At 59.5% G+C, this 14,756-nt stretch carries 9 protein-coding genes and 5 pseudogenes; 3 read left to right on the top strand and 11 right to left on the bottom strand.

Annotated features, from left to right (window positions below):
• Positions 1-56: 56 nt before the first annotated feature.
• Both BLT09_RS24960 and BLT09_RS24965 read left to right on the top strand, forming a co-directional pair.
• Positions 57-797: a class I SAM-dependent methyltransferase gene (locus BLT09_RS24960; protein ID WP_091598030.1), complete on the top strand. Its 741-nt coding sequence runs from the start codon at positions 57-59 to the stop codon at positions 795-797.
• Between the two features lie 214 nt (positions 798-1,011).
• A pseudogene (locus tag BLT09_RS24965) lies at positions 1,012-1,140 on the top strand (ATP-binding protein); the annotation flags it as partial.
• Between the two features lie 87 nt (positions 1,141-1,227).
• Here BLT09_RS24965 and BLT09_RS24970 read toward each other — a convergent pair.
• The 6 genes and pseudogenes from BLT09_RS24970 to BLT09_RS24995 form a co-directional block, all read right to left on the bottom strand.
• Positions 1,228-1,407 carry a transposase gene (locus tag BLT09_RS24970; RefSeq protein ID WP_091597966.1) on the bottom strand — a complete coding sequence of 60 codons (180 nt, stop codon included), beginning with the start codon at positions 1,405-1,407 and terminating at the stop codon, positions 1,228-1,230.
• 553 nt (positions 1,408-1,960) lie between these two features.
• Positions 1,961-3,196, bottom strand: a complete 1,236-nt coding sequence (locus BLT09_RS24975) for an ATP-grasp domain-containing protein (RefSeq protein WP_091597969.1) — start codon at positions 3,194-3,196, stop codon at positions 1,961-1,963.
• Positions 3,197-3,426: 230 nt separating this feature from the next.
• Positions 3,427-4,149: pseudogene (locus BLT09_RS24980) on the bottom strand (ATP-binding protein).
• A 15-nt stretch (positions 4,150-4,164) separates the two neighbouring features.
• Positions 4,165-5,419: pseudogene (locus BLT09_RS35120) on the bottom strand (Mu transposase domain-containing protein); the annotation flags it as partial.
• Positions 5,420-5,687: 268 nt separating this feature from the next.
• A complete protein-coding gene (locus BLT09_RS24990; RefSeq protein ID WP_091597972.1) occupies positions 5,688-6,716 on the bottom strand; it encodes an IS110 family RNA-guided transposase in 1,029 nt (342 codons plus the stop codon).
• Positions 6,717-6,895: 179 nt separating this feature from the next.
• Positions 6,896-8,094, bottom strand: a pseudogene (locus BLT09_RS24995) (IS256 family transposase).
• 906 nt (positions 8,095-9,000) lie between these two features.
• Between BLT09_RS24995 and BLT09_RS34440 the strand changes: the two are divergent.
• Positions 9,001-9,144, top strand: a complete 144-nt coding sequence (locus BLT09_RS34440; RefSeq protein WP_164891740.1) for a hypothetical protein — start codon at positions 9,001-9,003, stop codon at positions 9,142-9,144.
• 90 nt (positions 9,145-9,234) lie between these two features.
• On the opposite strand, the gene BLT09_RS25000 is transcribed toward BLT09_RS34440, so the two are convergent.
• The 5 genes and pseudogenes from BLT09_RS25000 to BLT09_RS25020 form a co-directional block, all read right to left on the bottom strand.
• Positions 9,235-10,233, bottom strand: a complete 999-nt coding sequence (locus tag BLT09_RS25000; RefSeq protein WP_091597975.1) for a succinylglutamate desuccinylase/aspartoacylase family protein — start codon at positions 10,231-10,233, stop codon at positions 9,235-9,237.
• Positions 10,234-10,404: 171 nt separating this feature from the next.
• Complete coding sequence (locus BLT09_RS25005; RefSeq protein ID WP_091597978.1) at positions 10,405-11,763, bottom strand: CapA family protein; 1,359 nt, start codon at positions 11,761-11,763, stop codon at positions 10,405-10,407.
• Between the two features lie 80 nt (positions 11,764-11,843).
• Complete coding sequence (locus BLT09_RS25010) at positions 11,844-12,869, bottom strand: ABC transporter ATP-binding protein (protein ID WP_091597981.1); 1,026 nt, start codon at positions 12,867-12,869, stop codon at positions 11,844-11,846.
• A pseudogene (locus BLT09_RS25015) lies at positions 12,866-13,872 on the bottom strand (ABC transporter ATP-binding protein). The gene BLT09_RS25010 and the pseudogene BLT09_RS25015 overlap by 4 nt, the downstream one beginning before the upstream one ends.
• A 1-nt stretch (position 13,873) precedes the next feature.
• Positions 13,874-14,755 carry an ABC transporter permease gene (locus BLT09_RS25020; RefSeq protein ID WP_091597984.1) on the bottom strand — a complete coding sequence of 294 codons (882 nt, stop codon included), beginning with the start codon at positions 14,753-14,755 and terminating at the stop codon, positions 13,874-13,876.
• Between the last annotated feature and the right edge of the window lies 1 nt (position 14,756).

Here is a 14,756-nt window from a genome sequence, read left to right on the forward strand (position 1 = left end):
GTCACGATATGAGAAAAGTCAAGAAATGGCTAAAACTAGCGTCAGGAGAATCGAACGTGTCTGATGAGTTAACTTATGGCGAAATTTACGCTCCGATCTATGAAGAATACACCAATCTGCAAGGCAAAATCGCAGAGGTGAACGACACGGTCGCCTTTCTAGAGGGATATTGCAGCGGGGGCAGTGCTCTTGAACTGGGTATAGGCGACGGGCGAGTGGCGGTGCCGTTGAGCGAGCGCGGGGTCAAAGTCGAAGGTATCGACAATTCGTGCAGCATGTTGAAACTTCTCGCCAAGCGCACCGATCTAATCACGGCTTGGGAGGGGGATATCGCCCATTTTAGATCAGAGCAGCGCTATGATGCGGTGTATTGCGTTTATTTCACGTTCACCCTGCTCTCCACGCGCGAAGCGCAAATAGCTTGCCTCCGATCTGCCGCGGAGGCGCTAGATCATGAGGGGGTTTTGGTGATAGAATTGGGGGTCCCAGGCTTAGATCCTCTCGTCGGCGGCCAACAAACTGCAAAGGCGCGGCTAGTGGATCATGAGAATACGATCCTCAATGTGGCTGTCCATGATCCACTAAACCAGAATTTGGTTTCAACTCTTCTCTGGTTTTCCGATACGTCGGTTAGACGTTTGCCGCAACGCGTTCGTTACGTTTATCACCAGGAACTGGATACCATGGCCGAATGCGTGGGGCTGGAGCTAGGGGAGCGGTGGGGAGATTGGGCGAGAGGTGCGTTCAGCGAACGATCCGAGCGCCATATATCGGTATACCGCCGAAGCAGCCCGTAGTGATAGCGGAACTGGAGAGTGGAAATGCAGAAGGAAGTTCAGCCGCGAAGTCAGCTTGAGGCAGTGAGGCTGGTAAAGGAACGGGGTGTGCCAGTCGGCTAGACCGCCCGCGAAAAGCGGACTGGTGGCCGATGGTCTAGCTCGACGGTTTTGAAGCCCCTCGCGCGAGCTGGGGGACTGTCAGGAATCGTATGCGTGAGGCTTGTCACTGTCGTTGGCTGACGAACCTTTCGCCGACGCCATCCTGGATCGCCTCGTTCACAACGCCTATCGCATCGATCTCACCGGTGAAAGCATGCGAAAACAGCGCCCGCCAATCGTACCAGAAAACACCGAAGCTTGACCCGAAACAAAACCCAACCCAAACATCAACGAGACCCAGGATCAGTCCGAAAAATGGCCGGCTTCAAATCGGAATCGGTGGCCGGCTTCATCGGAATACGCAGGCTTCGAAGGCATCGAGCGCGGCCAGGCCGGCTTCGGCGGCCTTGGCCCGGTATTTCGCCCGCACGCCGGCACGACAGGTTGCGGTCCTTCCATGACACGAACTCCAATAATGGCGGATGAGGTGCACAATGCAGGTCTGCACAAGCGGGAACACGGCGGTCATCGTTACTGGAAAGCCTTTTTGGCCGCAACCACGGCGTCGGCAACAGCTCGGTTTTTCAACTGGTTCGCAACGCTCGTTGCCGCCGTTGGGCAAGATACTGAGCGCGATGTAGCTCGCCTTGTTGCGGACGAAGCCCTCGTTGCGAACCTCGACCCGGGTGGCGTTCCAAGAAGACTAAAGGGAAGCAGGGTCCAATGGCAGAACCCAGGCGCACCAGGTATGGCAGGTTCGGCTCCCTTATCCAGCCGCTTGTGGTGATCCTCTACATGGACGGACGGCTCTCCCCATGTGGCTTTCGACAGCCACCTTTGGCACACTGCGGTGCCGGGAGCGGAGGCTGTCCACCACATTAAGTCAAAGGTTCTCCTGAAGTTTGATCTTAGCAACTTCAGCTTCGGACGCTCTGAACGTTTATCAAGTCACCCGTCTCACATCTATCTGGACCTGCCCACTCCGCCAGTTATCGAGTGCACAAATATCCTACTACGGTCACTTCTCGGCGGTTGCCCCCTCCGCCGGTGCGGACAAGGTTGGGGCCGCTGATTGCCCTTGTTCACCCAATTGCCGGAAACGGTGAGATCGAAAAACTAATCATGTTGACGGCGCGCTCGAGTATTTCCTGGGTCTGAGCAAGAGCGGGTGAAACGGCAATGACATGCCCTACGCGATCACGGTAGTCGCCTTTTAAGGCGATCAGCGTCTTGGGTTTAACATACAACTCGACCTCGGCAACACCCGGCACAGCAACCGCATGACGGTCGCCAGTGATCCAATCGAGGGTGCCATCGCGATCAGGAACCAGGAATCGTGCGCCCGCAGCATGGGAACACCTTTTGTGCAAATCCCAGTCCTCGCCGATGACAAGCTTGATGTGCTCGGTTACTAAATCGACACCGTAAGCCAGTTGAACCAGGCGGGGATTGGGGCCGCCCGCAAGACGAGGATTGACTTCGATCACGACTGGGCCACGCTTTGTCAGCCGGAATTCAATGTTGGTTGGCCCCCAGCCAAGGTCGAGTGCTCTCAAACAGCTCAGCGAAACATCGGCGATACGTTTATAGACCTCATCATTCAGCGGGGCCGGATGCGTGTACTCATGAAAGACGAAATGCGGCGGGGGGCCAAATTTCCCAGCAGCAATCCCAATGACTTCATCGCCCATTAGGTCAACCGCATAGTGTGGACCGTCCGCGAATTCTTCGACCAGTGTCCTCGGCGAGGACCTCCGCAGGTGTTGGTTCGCGCGCAACAGATATTTCGCATGTCCGGCCAAGTCGTCGACGCTGTGGCACAAACGGACTCCAATGCTGCCGCTGCCTAAGATTGGTTTGAGAACCACCGGCAACCCGATGTCCACGGCAGCGCTTTCAATCTCCACCGAATTGGCTGCCAAGCGATAATCAGGGATTGGAATGCCGGCCTGCGCGAGGATCTGACGTTGGATGAATTTGTTGCAGCACCGTTCAACGGACGCAGGATTCGGTCCCGGTAAATTGAAGCTCTGGCAAAGCTTACCTACTGTTGCATAGATCGACTCATCGTCACCCGCAAAGCCGGTAACGCCAGCAATGTCATAGCTCGCACCTAGCCGCGAACATTCCTGGATCAGCGCATCGAGATCGTCTGTGTCGACGCGGATTGCCTCACTCCCTTCCGCCGCGAGATAGTCGTACTGAGCTGGGCTAGCCGACAGTGTAATTGGATGAAGACCAAGGCTCCGGGCTGCTTTCACGTATAGAAAGCCAATACGTGTATGGCCCTCAACCAGGATTAGCGCTCTTTGTGCCATGGGCTGTTCTCTCTTTCAAATGAAGGTGAACCGGTTTTTCAGATAGAATCGGCTTCTTTCTTGCCTGAACTGAGGTCTTGCACTGACGGTACCATTGTCAGCCATTTGCGTTTGCAAAGGTTCTGTGAATTTATTTTCTGCTCTGCGGTACCTTCGGTGCCCGGCTGTCTGAAACGGATGAGCGGCCGCTTCGACCGACCTGTTCATTGATTCAGGTGTTTGCGGCTGCGTCAAGAGCATGGGCGCGGGGCTTGTTTTCGCATGCTTTCTACGGTGAGTTGAAGGCGATGAGCGTTTTGAACTAAGCGATCTAGGATCGCATCACCGAGCGTGGGATCGCCGATAATGTGGTGCCAGTGTTACAGGGATTTTGGCTTTTGACGATTGTGGATGCGCGGCCGTGGCGATCATCGAGGATCAAGAGGTCGCTGCGCTCGGCCGAGCGCCATCAGGCTCCAGCCGTCAATGATGAGGAGTTGAACGCGCCCGAGCGTCTCGAGCACGCGGCCATAGCCTCCGTCGCCGCCCGCCAGCGCGAGCGCCTCGAAGAGACGCGGGACGCGATGATAGAGTACTGATCATTGTCGCGGCAGGCTTTGTGGCCAAGGGCGCAGGCAAGCCAACCCTTCCGGGCCGGTTGCGCCCGTGAACGACAAGTTCTCGTAGCTGTCCATCCAGTCGCCGCCGTCGAGTCTGGCGAAGACGGCGCGGTCGATACCGCGCGGCATGCGCAAATCGACATCTTTTAGGCATGCGCTCTGGCGCAGCGCGGGGAATTTGTGACCCGTCTTGATCTTTTTGGTGTCGCGCTCGGCGGCTTCGCGATCGACACGAAGCCCGATTCGCTCCTCGAACGACAGGGCATCGAGATCCGGTGATCGTCGCTGCTCTCGAAGGCTTTTGCCCGTCAAGCCGAGTGCGATCAGCCGTTCATGAGTGGGATGGGCGAGCATTGAGAACTCCATGGTTCAGTGGAAATAGCCCTGACCGCGGATGGTTGCCGTGGCGCGCAGGGATTGGTGGTCGGGCGTCTCGTCGAGGAAAGCGCGTTCAGGCCGTTCTTGAGGATCGAGCGGATCGAGGCGACGGAGCGCGCCTGGATAAGGATGCTGCTTGGCAGGCTGCATCAACGCGCTTGTTGCCGTAGCTTTTGGTCAGCGCCAGGATGCCGAGACAGGTGCGAAAGCCCTGTTCGGGATGCAGCCGGTCAGCGATGACGGCATGGAAGACGGCGGCGGTGGCAGGACCGATCTTTCGCCGGCCGCGATCAGTCCCCGGCGTCCACTCGCTGTTAGCGGCGATGCGCGCTCGGCATGTGATTGGTAAGGGCCGTATGGCGGCGCCGGTTGAGCGCTCGGGCGTTGGCTGGCGATCCGCTGCCCCATGTGGAAGATCTCGACGGTCTTGTCGGCGATACGCCGAGCTCGCGGATGAGGCAGTAGGGCGTGGAATACCAGTGGCCCTCGACCTTCGCGTGACAGTCGGGCGACGCGGCAATGCTTCCAGCGCGCAAACACGTATGGCTGATCCGGCAGTTCTCCCAGCTTCGGCCTGTCGATCTCCCGGCCAAGAGTTCGGCGCGGCTGGAGCCGAAGCCGCGCATCCGGCGGGGGTTGAGTTCGGGGACGAGCAGCGGATGGCGGCGTCCAGCCCGGCCAGGGAAAAGAAGCGCTGGTTGCGCAGCCGCGCCAAGACCCAGCGCTGGGCAATTTGCACGGCGACCTCGACTTTGCCTTATGTTTGGGGAGTCTCGGCCTGGTTGCGAGAACTGCGGTGCTGTAATGGCTCGCCATCTCCGCATTGCTCCGGTGAGACCTGGGGCGTAGCGGCGGGGTTGGTGACGGCGGCCTTGAGATACGCAGACCACGAACTTCGGCACGCCATCTAGAAACCGGATCAGGTTGATATGAAGGCCGATCCAGTCGGGCAGGCTCTCGCTCGGGCACGCCTCGGCGTAGATATAATTAGACGCGCCTAGCGCTGCGACGAACAGCTTCATGGGACGCGCTTCGCCGGTGACGGGTTCGAAGATGTCGCTGGTGTCGCCGGCGAAATCGACTAAAATCTTCTCGCCGCCCAAGTGCGTCTGGCGCATCGTCGGGCGCGCGGGCCTTACCAAGCCTCGAGGGTCGTACAAGTGTAGCCAAACCCTGTAGCAGCACCCATTACGCTGCGGCGGCGCAACTTCCTCTCCACATAGCTCCAATCGGGCACCGAGTTTTGTGCGTCAAGTTCTTGTGTGGATGCCAGCCATTTTGCAAGGAAGAACCTGAAGCATTGGACGTGTGATCGAGTGCGGTTTTGCGGCCGTTCCATGTGCCGCGGGCCGGTATGGTGATGCGCGGATCAGGTCCAAATCAGCAAAGCGAGCTTGCGTGGGCTCTCAACTTGACTCTGGTTTTCCTGACCCCGATCTGATCGATCATTTGCCCATGCAGTTCACGCCTTCCTCACATCTCCGACGTCCCGGTCTCAGGTGCGTTGTTGCAAATCACGCAGGCAACGTCGCCGGATTCCGGTAGTCCTCCTGTTTCGTCAGCATGGCCCAGATGCCACGCGCCATCTTGTTGGCCAGCGCGATTGCCACCAGCATGCGCGGTTTCTTCAACATCAAGCGGGCAAGCCAGGAACCGTCGGGCGCGCGCCTCCGAGACGCCCATCGAACCACAGCCATGGCGCCGATGATGAGCAACCGCCGAATATCTCGCTGGCCCATCTTCGATATCTTCCCTAATCGTTGCTTGCCGCCGCTCGACTTCTGCCGAGGGACCAGCCCGAGCCAGGCGGCGAAATCGCGACCGCACTTGAAAGCCTCCATCGGCGGCGCAAAGGTTTCAATGGCAAGGGCAGCGATAGGGCCGACACCGGGCATGGTTTGCAACCGCCGAGATGTTGCAGCTTGCTTGGACAGCGTGTCCATCGTCTTCTTCAATGCCGCGAGCCGGCTGCTCAACTGGTCGATTTGGTCAAGGAGAGCGCTGCAGATGTCGCGGACCAGATCCGGCAGGTCTGCGCTCTCGTCCTCGACGATCTCTGCCAGACGTGGCAGGTGGCCGATGCCTTGCGGAGCAACATAACCGAACTCATAGAGGTGCGCGCGCAGCGCATTCACCAATTCGGTTCGCTGATTCACGAACTGCTCTCTGGTGCGAAACACGATAGCCCGGGACTGCTGCTCCTTGGTCTTCGGTTCGACAAAGCGCATTGTCGGTCGTTGCGCTGCTTCGACGATCGCCTCCGCATCTGCGACGTCGTTCTTCTGCCGCTTGACGAACGGTTTGACATAGGCCGGGGCAATCAGTCTTGGCTCATGGCCAAGCCGAGCCATCTGACGGGCCCAGTAGTGCGAGCTGCCGCACGCTTCCATCGCCACGACACATGCCGGTTGACTCGCCATGAACTTGCAAAACTGCAGGCGCGACAGCTTCTTGCGGAACACAACCGATCCATCAGCTGCCGCCCCGTGCAGCTGAAAGACGTTCTTTGCCAGATCGACCCCAATGATGGTAACCTTTTCCATCGATGCCTGCCTCTCCTTTGCGTGGCGCTAACACCACAAACTTTGGCACATTGCGATGCCGTCGGAGAAGGCTGGCATCCACCCCATCAGCAAAAATGGCGTGGCATTCAGCGGTGACGTTGGCGTGTCCGCCGCGCAGCCCCCGTGTTTAGCGGAGCGGCGGACATGGCGGCCGCGTCTCAGGCGGCCAGTGCCCTCAGGTTCTCCTTCTTGTGCTCGCGCAGATGATCCGTGTTGAGGTAGCGGGTCGCCTCGAGCCAGTTCTCGTGGATCTCCACCGCCAATGCCCGAACCAGCCGCAAACAGCTCTGCGGGTTGGGGAAGATGCGAACGACCAGGGTGCGCCGCTTGATCTCCTGGTTCAGCCGCTCCAGCATGTTCGTCGACTTCATGTGCTTGTGATGCGGCAGCGGCAGCCGATAGAAGCTCAGCGTCTCCTCGATGTTGTTCTCCACCCAATCCACCAGCTTCGGGTATTTGGCCTGCCATTTGGCGATCCACTGCGCCAGGTCGCGCTTGACCTCGGCTAGGTCGCGCCGGTCATAGAACCATCTGAGCTCCATCAGGCAGTCGTCATCGACCTTGCGCGGCACATAATCGAGCGCGTTTCTGAGGAAGTGCACGTAACAGCGCTGCCAGACTGCCTCGGGCAGGACTTCCCGGATCGCTGCCCTGAGCCCCGGATGGTCGTCGGAGACGACAAACTCGACGCCGGCAAGTCCGCGCTGCTTGAGCCCTGCCACGAACGCGCGCCAGCTCGAATGGCTTTCCCGGTTGGCCAGTTCGACACCGAGCACCTGGCGCCGGCCCTCCCAGTCGACCCCGATCGCCACCAGCACCGCCTGGCTGGCGATCACGCCGGCTTCGCGCGCCCGCTCATAGCGCGCATCCAGAATGAGGTACGGGTAAGGTTCGGCAAGCCGCTGCTCAAAGAACGCCTTCAGGGCTTCATCCAGCCGCGCCGTCGCCTAGCTTACCGTCGAGGCCGAGAAGGAATGGCCGCACAGCTCCTCGGTGATCGCCTTCACCTTGCGCGTCGACACGCCTTGCACGTACATCTCGACCAGCGCCGATACCAGTGCCTTCTCCGAGCGCTGATAACGCTCAAACAACTCCCTCGAGAACCGGCCGGCCCGATCTTGCGGAGCCCGAAGCTCCAGCACGCTAACCCGCGTCACAAGCTTGCGTTCGTAATAGCCGGACCGGTAACCAACCCGCTCCGTCGTCCGCTCGCCTTTCTCGGCCCCGATCGCCTCGTCATCTCGGCTTCCAAAGCCTCCTGCACGACAGTCTGCAAAACTCTGCGAAAGCCGTCCTCATCCGACAACAGCAACGCTTTCAACTCGCCTCTGTTCAGTCTAACGTCGCGCTTGGTCATGGCACTTACCCTTCCACGGGAATCGGTGATCGCAACGTCACCAGCGTGCCATGGCCGCCCCTCGCCTCAGAGTAAGGGCTGTTCTCTCTCCAGAGCTTTTTGCAGAACCTTCAGGACACTATCGGGCACCGGCCGCCCGGGGCTTTGCGGGCCTGGGAAGAGCAGCAGCTCAAGGCCTTCGTCATCCCATCCCCGGGCAGTGGCCAGCTCATCCCGGGGAGACGGGTCCGCCGCAGATAACCATGCACAACGCCATTGCTCACCCGAGCGTGTGCGCGATAGCGCGTGACTTATATGTAAAGCTTCTCTTCCGGCGCATCGACAATCAGGGGGTTGGCATCCGGCTTCCTCGTTTTGAAACGAGGCATCCTGTAGACTGGCTGAGTTGTCGGCCGAAGCGTCCCACACCTCCAAAAAGGTGCTCACGATCACCTGAAATCGCTGCTCACGATCGTCTGAAATCGTTGCTCACGATCCCGAGAAATCCGTGCACACGATCGCCTGAAATACGCAATTTGGAGGACGCTAGGCTGATGGTGATATCGACTCCATTATACATGTTTGCGAGAGTTCGCAGGCACATGGTTGGAGTTGGATGTTCGTCAGAACCCGCCGGCAAAAATGAATGTCCTTCGATCTCCTTGTCGAGCAGGTCGGGCTCGATGCATGCTGCGTGTTCCGTGGTGGCGGGCAGCGATTTCGGAGGAGGATGGGCGCGCATTTCGCTCGATGATGGGCAGCATTCTTGCGGGACCATAGGCGGGTCTGGTCAGCAGACCAGCGATAGAAGCCGTTTCTGGATGAGGGAGCTGGCGAGATGCCGACGGAGAAGATCTACATCGACTTCGCCGGGAACACGGTCGACGTGATCGACGCGATGACAGGCGAAGCGCGGGCGATGAAGCTATGAAGCTGTTCGCTGCAGCGATGGAGGCCTCGAACCACACCTCTGCCGAGGCCGTCGCCACCGAGGAGCTGGAGGACTGGACCGGCGCCCAAGTCCGGGGGCGTGCCGATGGTGAAGGCTGCATCCTCACAAGCCTGCCGTAGCGCGGCTGGTGGTGCGGTCCAGACCTTGAGCGGCAACCTGGCGGCCCGACCGTTCCGTCTTCTCTGCAAGCTCGAAGCGCCTGATGACCGTCACTGATTTACCGGTCGTGCAACGAGCGCCACTGCTTCGTTCATCTCGACATAAGCGCCGGATCGAATGGCATACACGATGGATGTCCCAAGCGCGCGGATAGCAATGACATCGGCAGTCAGCGAATCCATCGGATACAAGGCGCCAATAATATCTCCGTGCTTCACTTGGTCCAATACCGAGCAGCGAGGTTCAAAGATGCCGCGTGCAGGCGATTTTAGCTCGTCGGATGAGCGCCGCGTTTCGAATGTCTGCGTAACCTTCTGTTGGCGGAAGGTCGGATACTCGGGCTTTCCCTCGACGAGTCCGAGCGCGATGAGTGCGTTGCGCAATCCAGCTTCGTAGAGCGCGATCGCGTCGAAGCTGACCGTGCCGCCGCCGAATTCAGCGCAAACGAACACCTTGCCCTGGTTTTGGGCCAAAGTATCAAACATTCCCGGCGAACCTGGATGTTCCCAAACCAACGTCATGGGCAGCTTGAACGCTTCTGCCATTTGGAGCGTCTTGGCCATCAGAACGGGATCAGCAATTGGGTGCGTCGTGCTCGACGGGGAGAAATCCCAGTTTAGTCCAAAGCTGTGCAGATCGAAGACAGTGTCGGTCCATGGCAATAACACACGCGCAACCGCATCCGCGATCCGTTCGGTTACTGATCCGTCGCTGCGGCCCGGAAAAACTCGATTGAGATTTAAACCATCGATCGGCGTATTGCGGCTGCATGCCTTTACGGCTGGTGGATTGAGCATCGGCGCGATTACAACTCTTCCACAAACTTGCGCTTCGGGAAGCCACTCGAGAAGTCGTCGCGCAACAATCGGCCCTTCCAATTCATCGCCGTGACATCCGGCAGTGATCAGGAGCCGTGGTCCCTCGCCTTTGTTGAGACTGACGACCGGAAGTGAAAGAGCTTCGCAATCGGCGCCTTCTGGGACAACAAGATGTCCGTTGCTCATGCCGGGCTTTTCGAGATCAAACGTAAGGTGTGGTGCTTCGCTCATTGCGGAGATTTCCTTGAATTCGAAGTACGAGATTATGGTCGCCAATTCCGGTCAGCTTTGGCATTTGCGTGCATTGCGCCACGCGTTCAATCGTGGAGGTGGGTTGCCCGCACATCGCAAGCAAAATCCAAAGTGCCTCGCGGGCTGTAATTGGGGCCTAGAGATAAGTTATTATGATGCTCCAAGCCTCAGCCTTATCACACCAACATCGTTCTCGATGGCAATCTCGGTCCCAAACGGCTCGGAGAGCTTCTGTAGACGCTCCAGAATGGTCTTCGCTTGCTCCTGATTGACTAAACGTGGGACCCCGCGATCGGCAAATCTCCTCAACCGACCGAGTTCAATCGGATATAGCCGCAATTCGGCAAGCTGGTTCTGCTTGAATCGGCTCCGCGCCGCGATGCTTTCCCAAAAGACCGGGTCTGAATAACTGGCCATTTCCGCGATCTTGACCTCGGCATCCGTGTGTACCCGAGGGTCCTTGGCGTAGTCGCCGAACATTTCGGCACCCGCAGGGGTACCCAAGTCATCCTGGAAAAAATTTCCGAGGCTATAAAAGATCGGGCGGCCCTTAAATATCTCGATGCCTCTCAATTGATGAGGTCCATGGCCAATGTATGCGTCGGCCCCGGCATCGATCAGCCCATGAGCAAAGGATCGTTCGTAATCCGGCGGCTCGTCGCTCCAGTTACCAGGCTCGTGACAGTGGTTCGCGACGATGCAAAAATCGGAGAACTGCTTGCCCCGCCGGACATTTCGTAGAATGTCGGCAACATCGCGTGAGTCTGGTTCGAAACTGTATCCGACCTTGTCGCCAGCCTTGTATGTTGTTCCGGCGAGCACGACCGTAACCGGATCTTCCCGGAAGGGGATGTCGCTAGGCAAGGCAGAACTTATTAGCCTCACATTTTGGAGCATTTCGGGCGAAACCACGATGGCTTGCGCTAAACGAAGGGCGTTCAGTCCTGGTCGTCCTGGGGCCTCACCAGCAGGATCGCCCGCGCGGGCCATCGGTTTGAATGTTGAAGCACATGATAGCAACGCCACACGGCCACGTGTGGTCTCGAAGAAGCGCGCGGCGCCGGCTTGTGCGAGATTCTCTCCCACCCCTGCATGGATAATCCCGTTTTGATCTAGCACTCGGCTGGTCTCGCGCATGCCTTCAACGCCCCAGTCAAATGAATGGTTGTTTGCGCGGCCGAGGATGTTGAATCCCATCGCCTTCAAATCTTGGCCAACCTCTGGCAAGCTGAGGTGATACGCACCGCCGTATTCAGCCTGCGGGTGTCCATTGAACGATCGGATATCGAAGGCATTGACCTCCAGGTTGCCAAAAGTGGTGTCAGCATCGCGAAGGATCCTGACGACCTCGCCGAAGCCAGAATCCTGAGATTTGGTCACTGCTCGTGATACGATGAGGTCGCCGACTGCCACCATCGTGAAGCCGTCCGCCACGTTCGTTGAAATCGACCCGATCACATCATAGCCGGGTGCCCCGTCGACCGGATGACCAGCGTTCTCGTTGCTCATAGATTTCTCCTCGTCTCGCTTCGTCCTGCCGTACTTGGCATGATGTTCCGTGTTCGTGTCGGCGGTGCCAAGTCGAGTGGCTATGCGACGGGAGTGAGCGAAGAATTAGCCACCGCGGGCGCCGGCATGCCCATGGCCGGAGCGCGCACATGGCAGGCCACAACGCGCCCGTCTGCCATTGGCACCAAAGGCGGTACCTCGATGTGGCACCGCTCGATGGCCAGTGGGCAGCGCGGATGAAACGCGCACCCGCTCGGAGGGTTGATGGGGCTCGGCACCTCGCCCTCTACGGGTACCTCTAGCCGAGCTCGGGTGGGATCCGGCACCGGAGCCGCCGCGACCAGCGCCTCGGTGTAGGGATGGACCGGTTTCGCAAAGAGCGCCTCGCTCGGGGCAAGCTCTACGATCCGCCCCAAATACATGACGGCAACGCGATGCGCGATATGCTCCACGACCCCAAGGTCATGTGAGATGAAGACGAAGGCGATGCCCATCTGCTGCTGGAGTTCCAGAAGCAGATTCAGGATCTGAGCCTGCACGGACACATCAAGGGCTGACACCGCTTCGTCGGCAATAATCAGCGAAGGGTTGAGCGCCAGAGCGCGTGCAATGCCGAGCCGCTGCCGCTGACCGCCCGACAATTCGGATGGCAGCCTGTGCATCATCTCAGGTGACATTCCGACTTTTCGCAGAAGGTCTGCAGCGAGGGCCTGGCGCTGCTTCCTGCTGAGGCGCTCAAAATTCTCGACTGGTTCGGTGATGATCTGTCCGGCGGTCAGGCGCCGGTTCAACGACGAGTAAGGATCCTGAAAGACCATCTGCATCCGACGGCGCCATGCGTGAAGGGCATCCTTCTTGAGGCTTGCAATGTCGGTCCCGTCGATCAGCACGCGCCCGCCCGTGGGCTCGACGAGCCGCATCAGGAGCCGCGCCACGGTGGACTTGCCGCAGCCGGATTCACCGACGATGCAGAGCGTCTCGCCCGCCTCGACGCAAAAGGATACATCCTCCACCGCCCGGATCACCGGAATGCTTTTCTTGAAGATTCCCGAGCCAAGCGGATAGTGCTTGGTCAGATTCTCGACTTTCAGCAGAGGACCGTTCATGCGCCCATCACCTCTTCGGCGCGCCAACAAGCTGCGGCGTGGCTTGACCCGACATCACGCAGGGCGGGCGTCTTGTCGCGGCAAATGTCGATCGCGACCGGGCAGCGAGGCGCAAAGCTGCAGCCGACAATGGGCTCGCGCAGGCTTGGAACAATGCCGGGAATTTCCGGAAGGCGGCGCTGTCGGCCGCGCCGCCGGTCAGGCACCGATCGCATGAGGCCCTGAGTGTAGGGATGCGCCGGTCGCGCAAACAAATCGATGACGTTCGCTTGTTCTACGATCCGGCCAGCATACATCACGATCACCCGTTGGCATGTCTCGGCGACAACGCCCAGATCATGCGTGATGAACATCACGGCCGTTCCCGTGCGCTCTTTCAGATCGACGATGAGCCGCAGGATCTGCGCCTGGATGGTGACGTCAAGCGCTGTCGTCGGCTCGTCGGCAATCAACAGTTCCGGTGAGCAGGCAAGAGCCATAGCGATCATGGCGAGCTGGCGCATGCCGCCCGACATTTCATGCGGATAGTTGTTGACGCGACGCTCGGGGTCGGCGATGCGGACGAGACGCAGCATCTCCTCGGCTTTTGCCATCGCGACCGATCGGGACGCTTTTGTGTGGATCTGCACCGCCTCTGCGATCTGGCGGCCAACCGTATAGACCGGATTCAGGCTGGTCATCGGGTCCTGGAAGATCATGGCGATCTGGTCGCCACGGATCTGTCGCATCTCGCGGTCGGACAGTCAAGCAGGTTGCGCCCGCGAAAGCGCACCTCGCCGCGGACGGTCCTGGCGGTCAGTTTAGGCAGGAGCCGAAGGATGGAGAGAGCGGTGACGCTCTTTCCGCACCCGGATTCGCCGACGACGCCGAGCGTTTCGCCTTTCATCACCTGGAAGCTGACGCCGCCGAGGGCGCGGGTGACGCTTTCTTCGCCGTAAAAGTGCGTCTCAAGGTCTCGAACGTCGAGAAGCACGTCGTTGCCTGCCGTTTGATGCATCTGCATGTCAGCGCCTCCGCTTCGCGCGAGGATCGAACAGGTCGCGCAGGCCGTCCCCGAGCAGATTAACGGCAAGGACCGTGACGGCAAGGCAGATACCGGGGGCAAAAATCGTCATGGGCGCGATGGCGAGGTAGAGGCGGGAACTGGCGATCATGTTGCCCCAGCTCGGAATCTCGGGTGGCACGCCCACGCCGAGGAAACTCAGCCCGGCCTCCGTCAGGATCGCGCTGGCGCAGACAGTAGCGCCCTGGACCATCAGCGCCGGAACAGTGCTCGGCAGGATATGCCGCCACAGCACCTTCGGCAGACGGGCCCCGCCACAGAGCGCGGCCTCGACATACGGACGCTCGCGAACACCCAGAACCACCGAACGAACCAGCCGCGCGACGGCTGGCGTCTCGGGAATTGCGATCGCGACGATGAGGATCCCGATGCCGGGGCCTGTCAGCGAAATAAGGGCAATCGCCAGCAGTATCGTCGGAATCGACATCAGGCCATCCATGATCCGCATGACGACGTTGTCGAAGCTGCGGCTGTAGCCGGCGACGACTCCGATCAGAAGACCGACAAGAGCCGCGCACGCCGCCGACAACAATCCGACCATAAGGGAGATGCGAGCGCCAAAGATCGTTCGGGCAAACACGTCGCGGCCCAGATTGTCGCTCCCGAACCACATCTCGGCGGAAGGCGGCTGGAGGCGCTTGAACGGATCCATGTTCACCGGATCGCCGGCGTAAATCGGGGCAGCCAGCGCCAGGACGATCAGGAGCATCAGGAGACCGCCGCCGATCATCACAAGCGGGTGCCGCCTTGCCAGACGGGGAACATCGGATAACTGCAGCCGACCCATCGGCACGGCTTCAACTGGTGCGGAGAGGAGGGTCATA

This window comes from Mesorhizobium muleiense (assembly GCF_900099905.1).
Classification (GTDB): domain Bacteria; phylum Pseudomonadota; class Alphaproteobacteria; order Rhizobiales; family Rhizobiaceae; genus Mesorhizobium; species Mesorhizobium muleiense.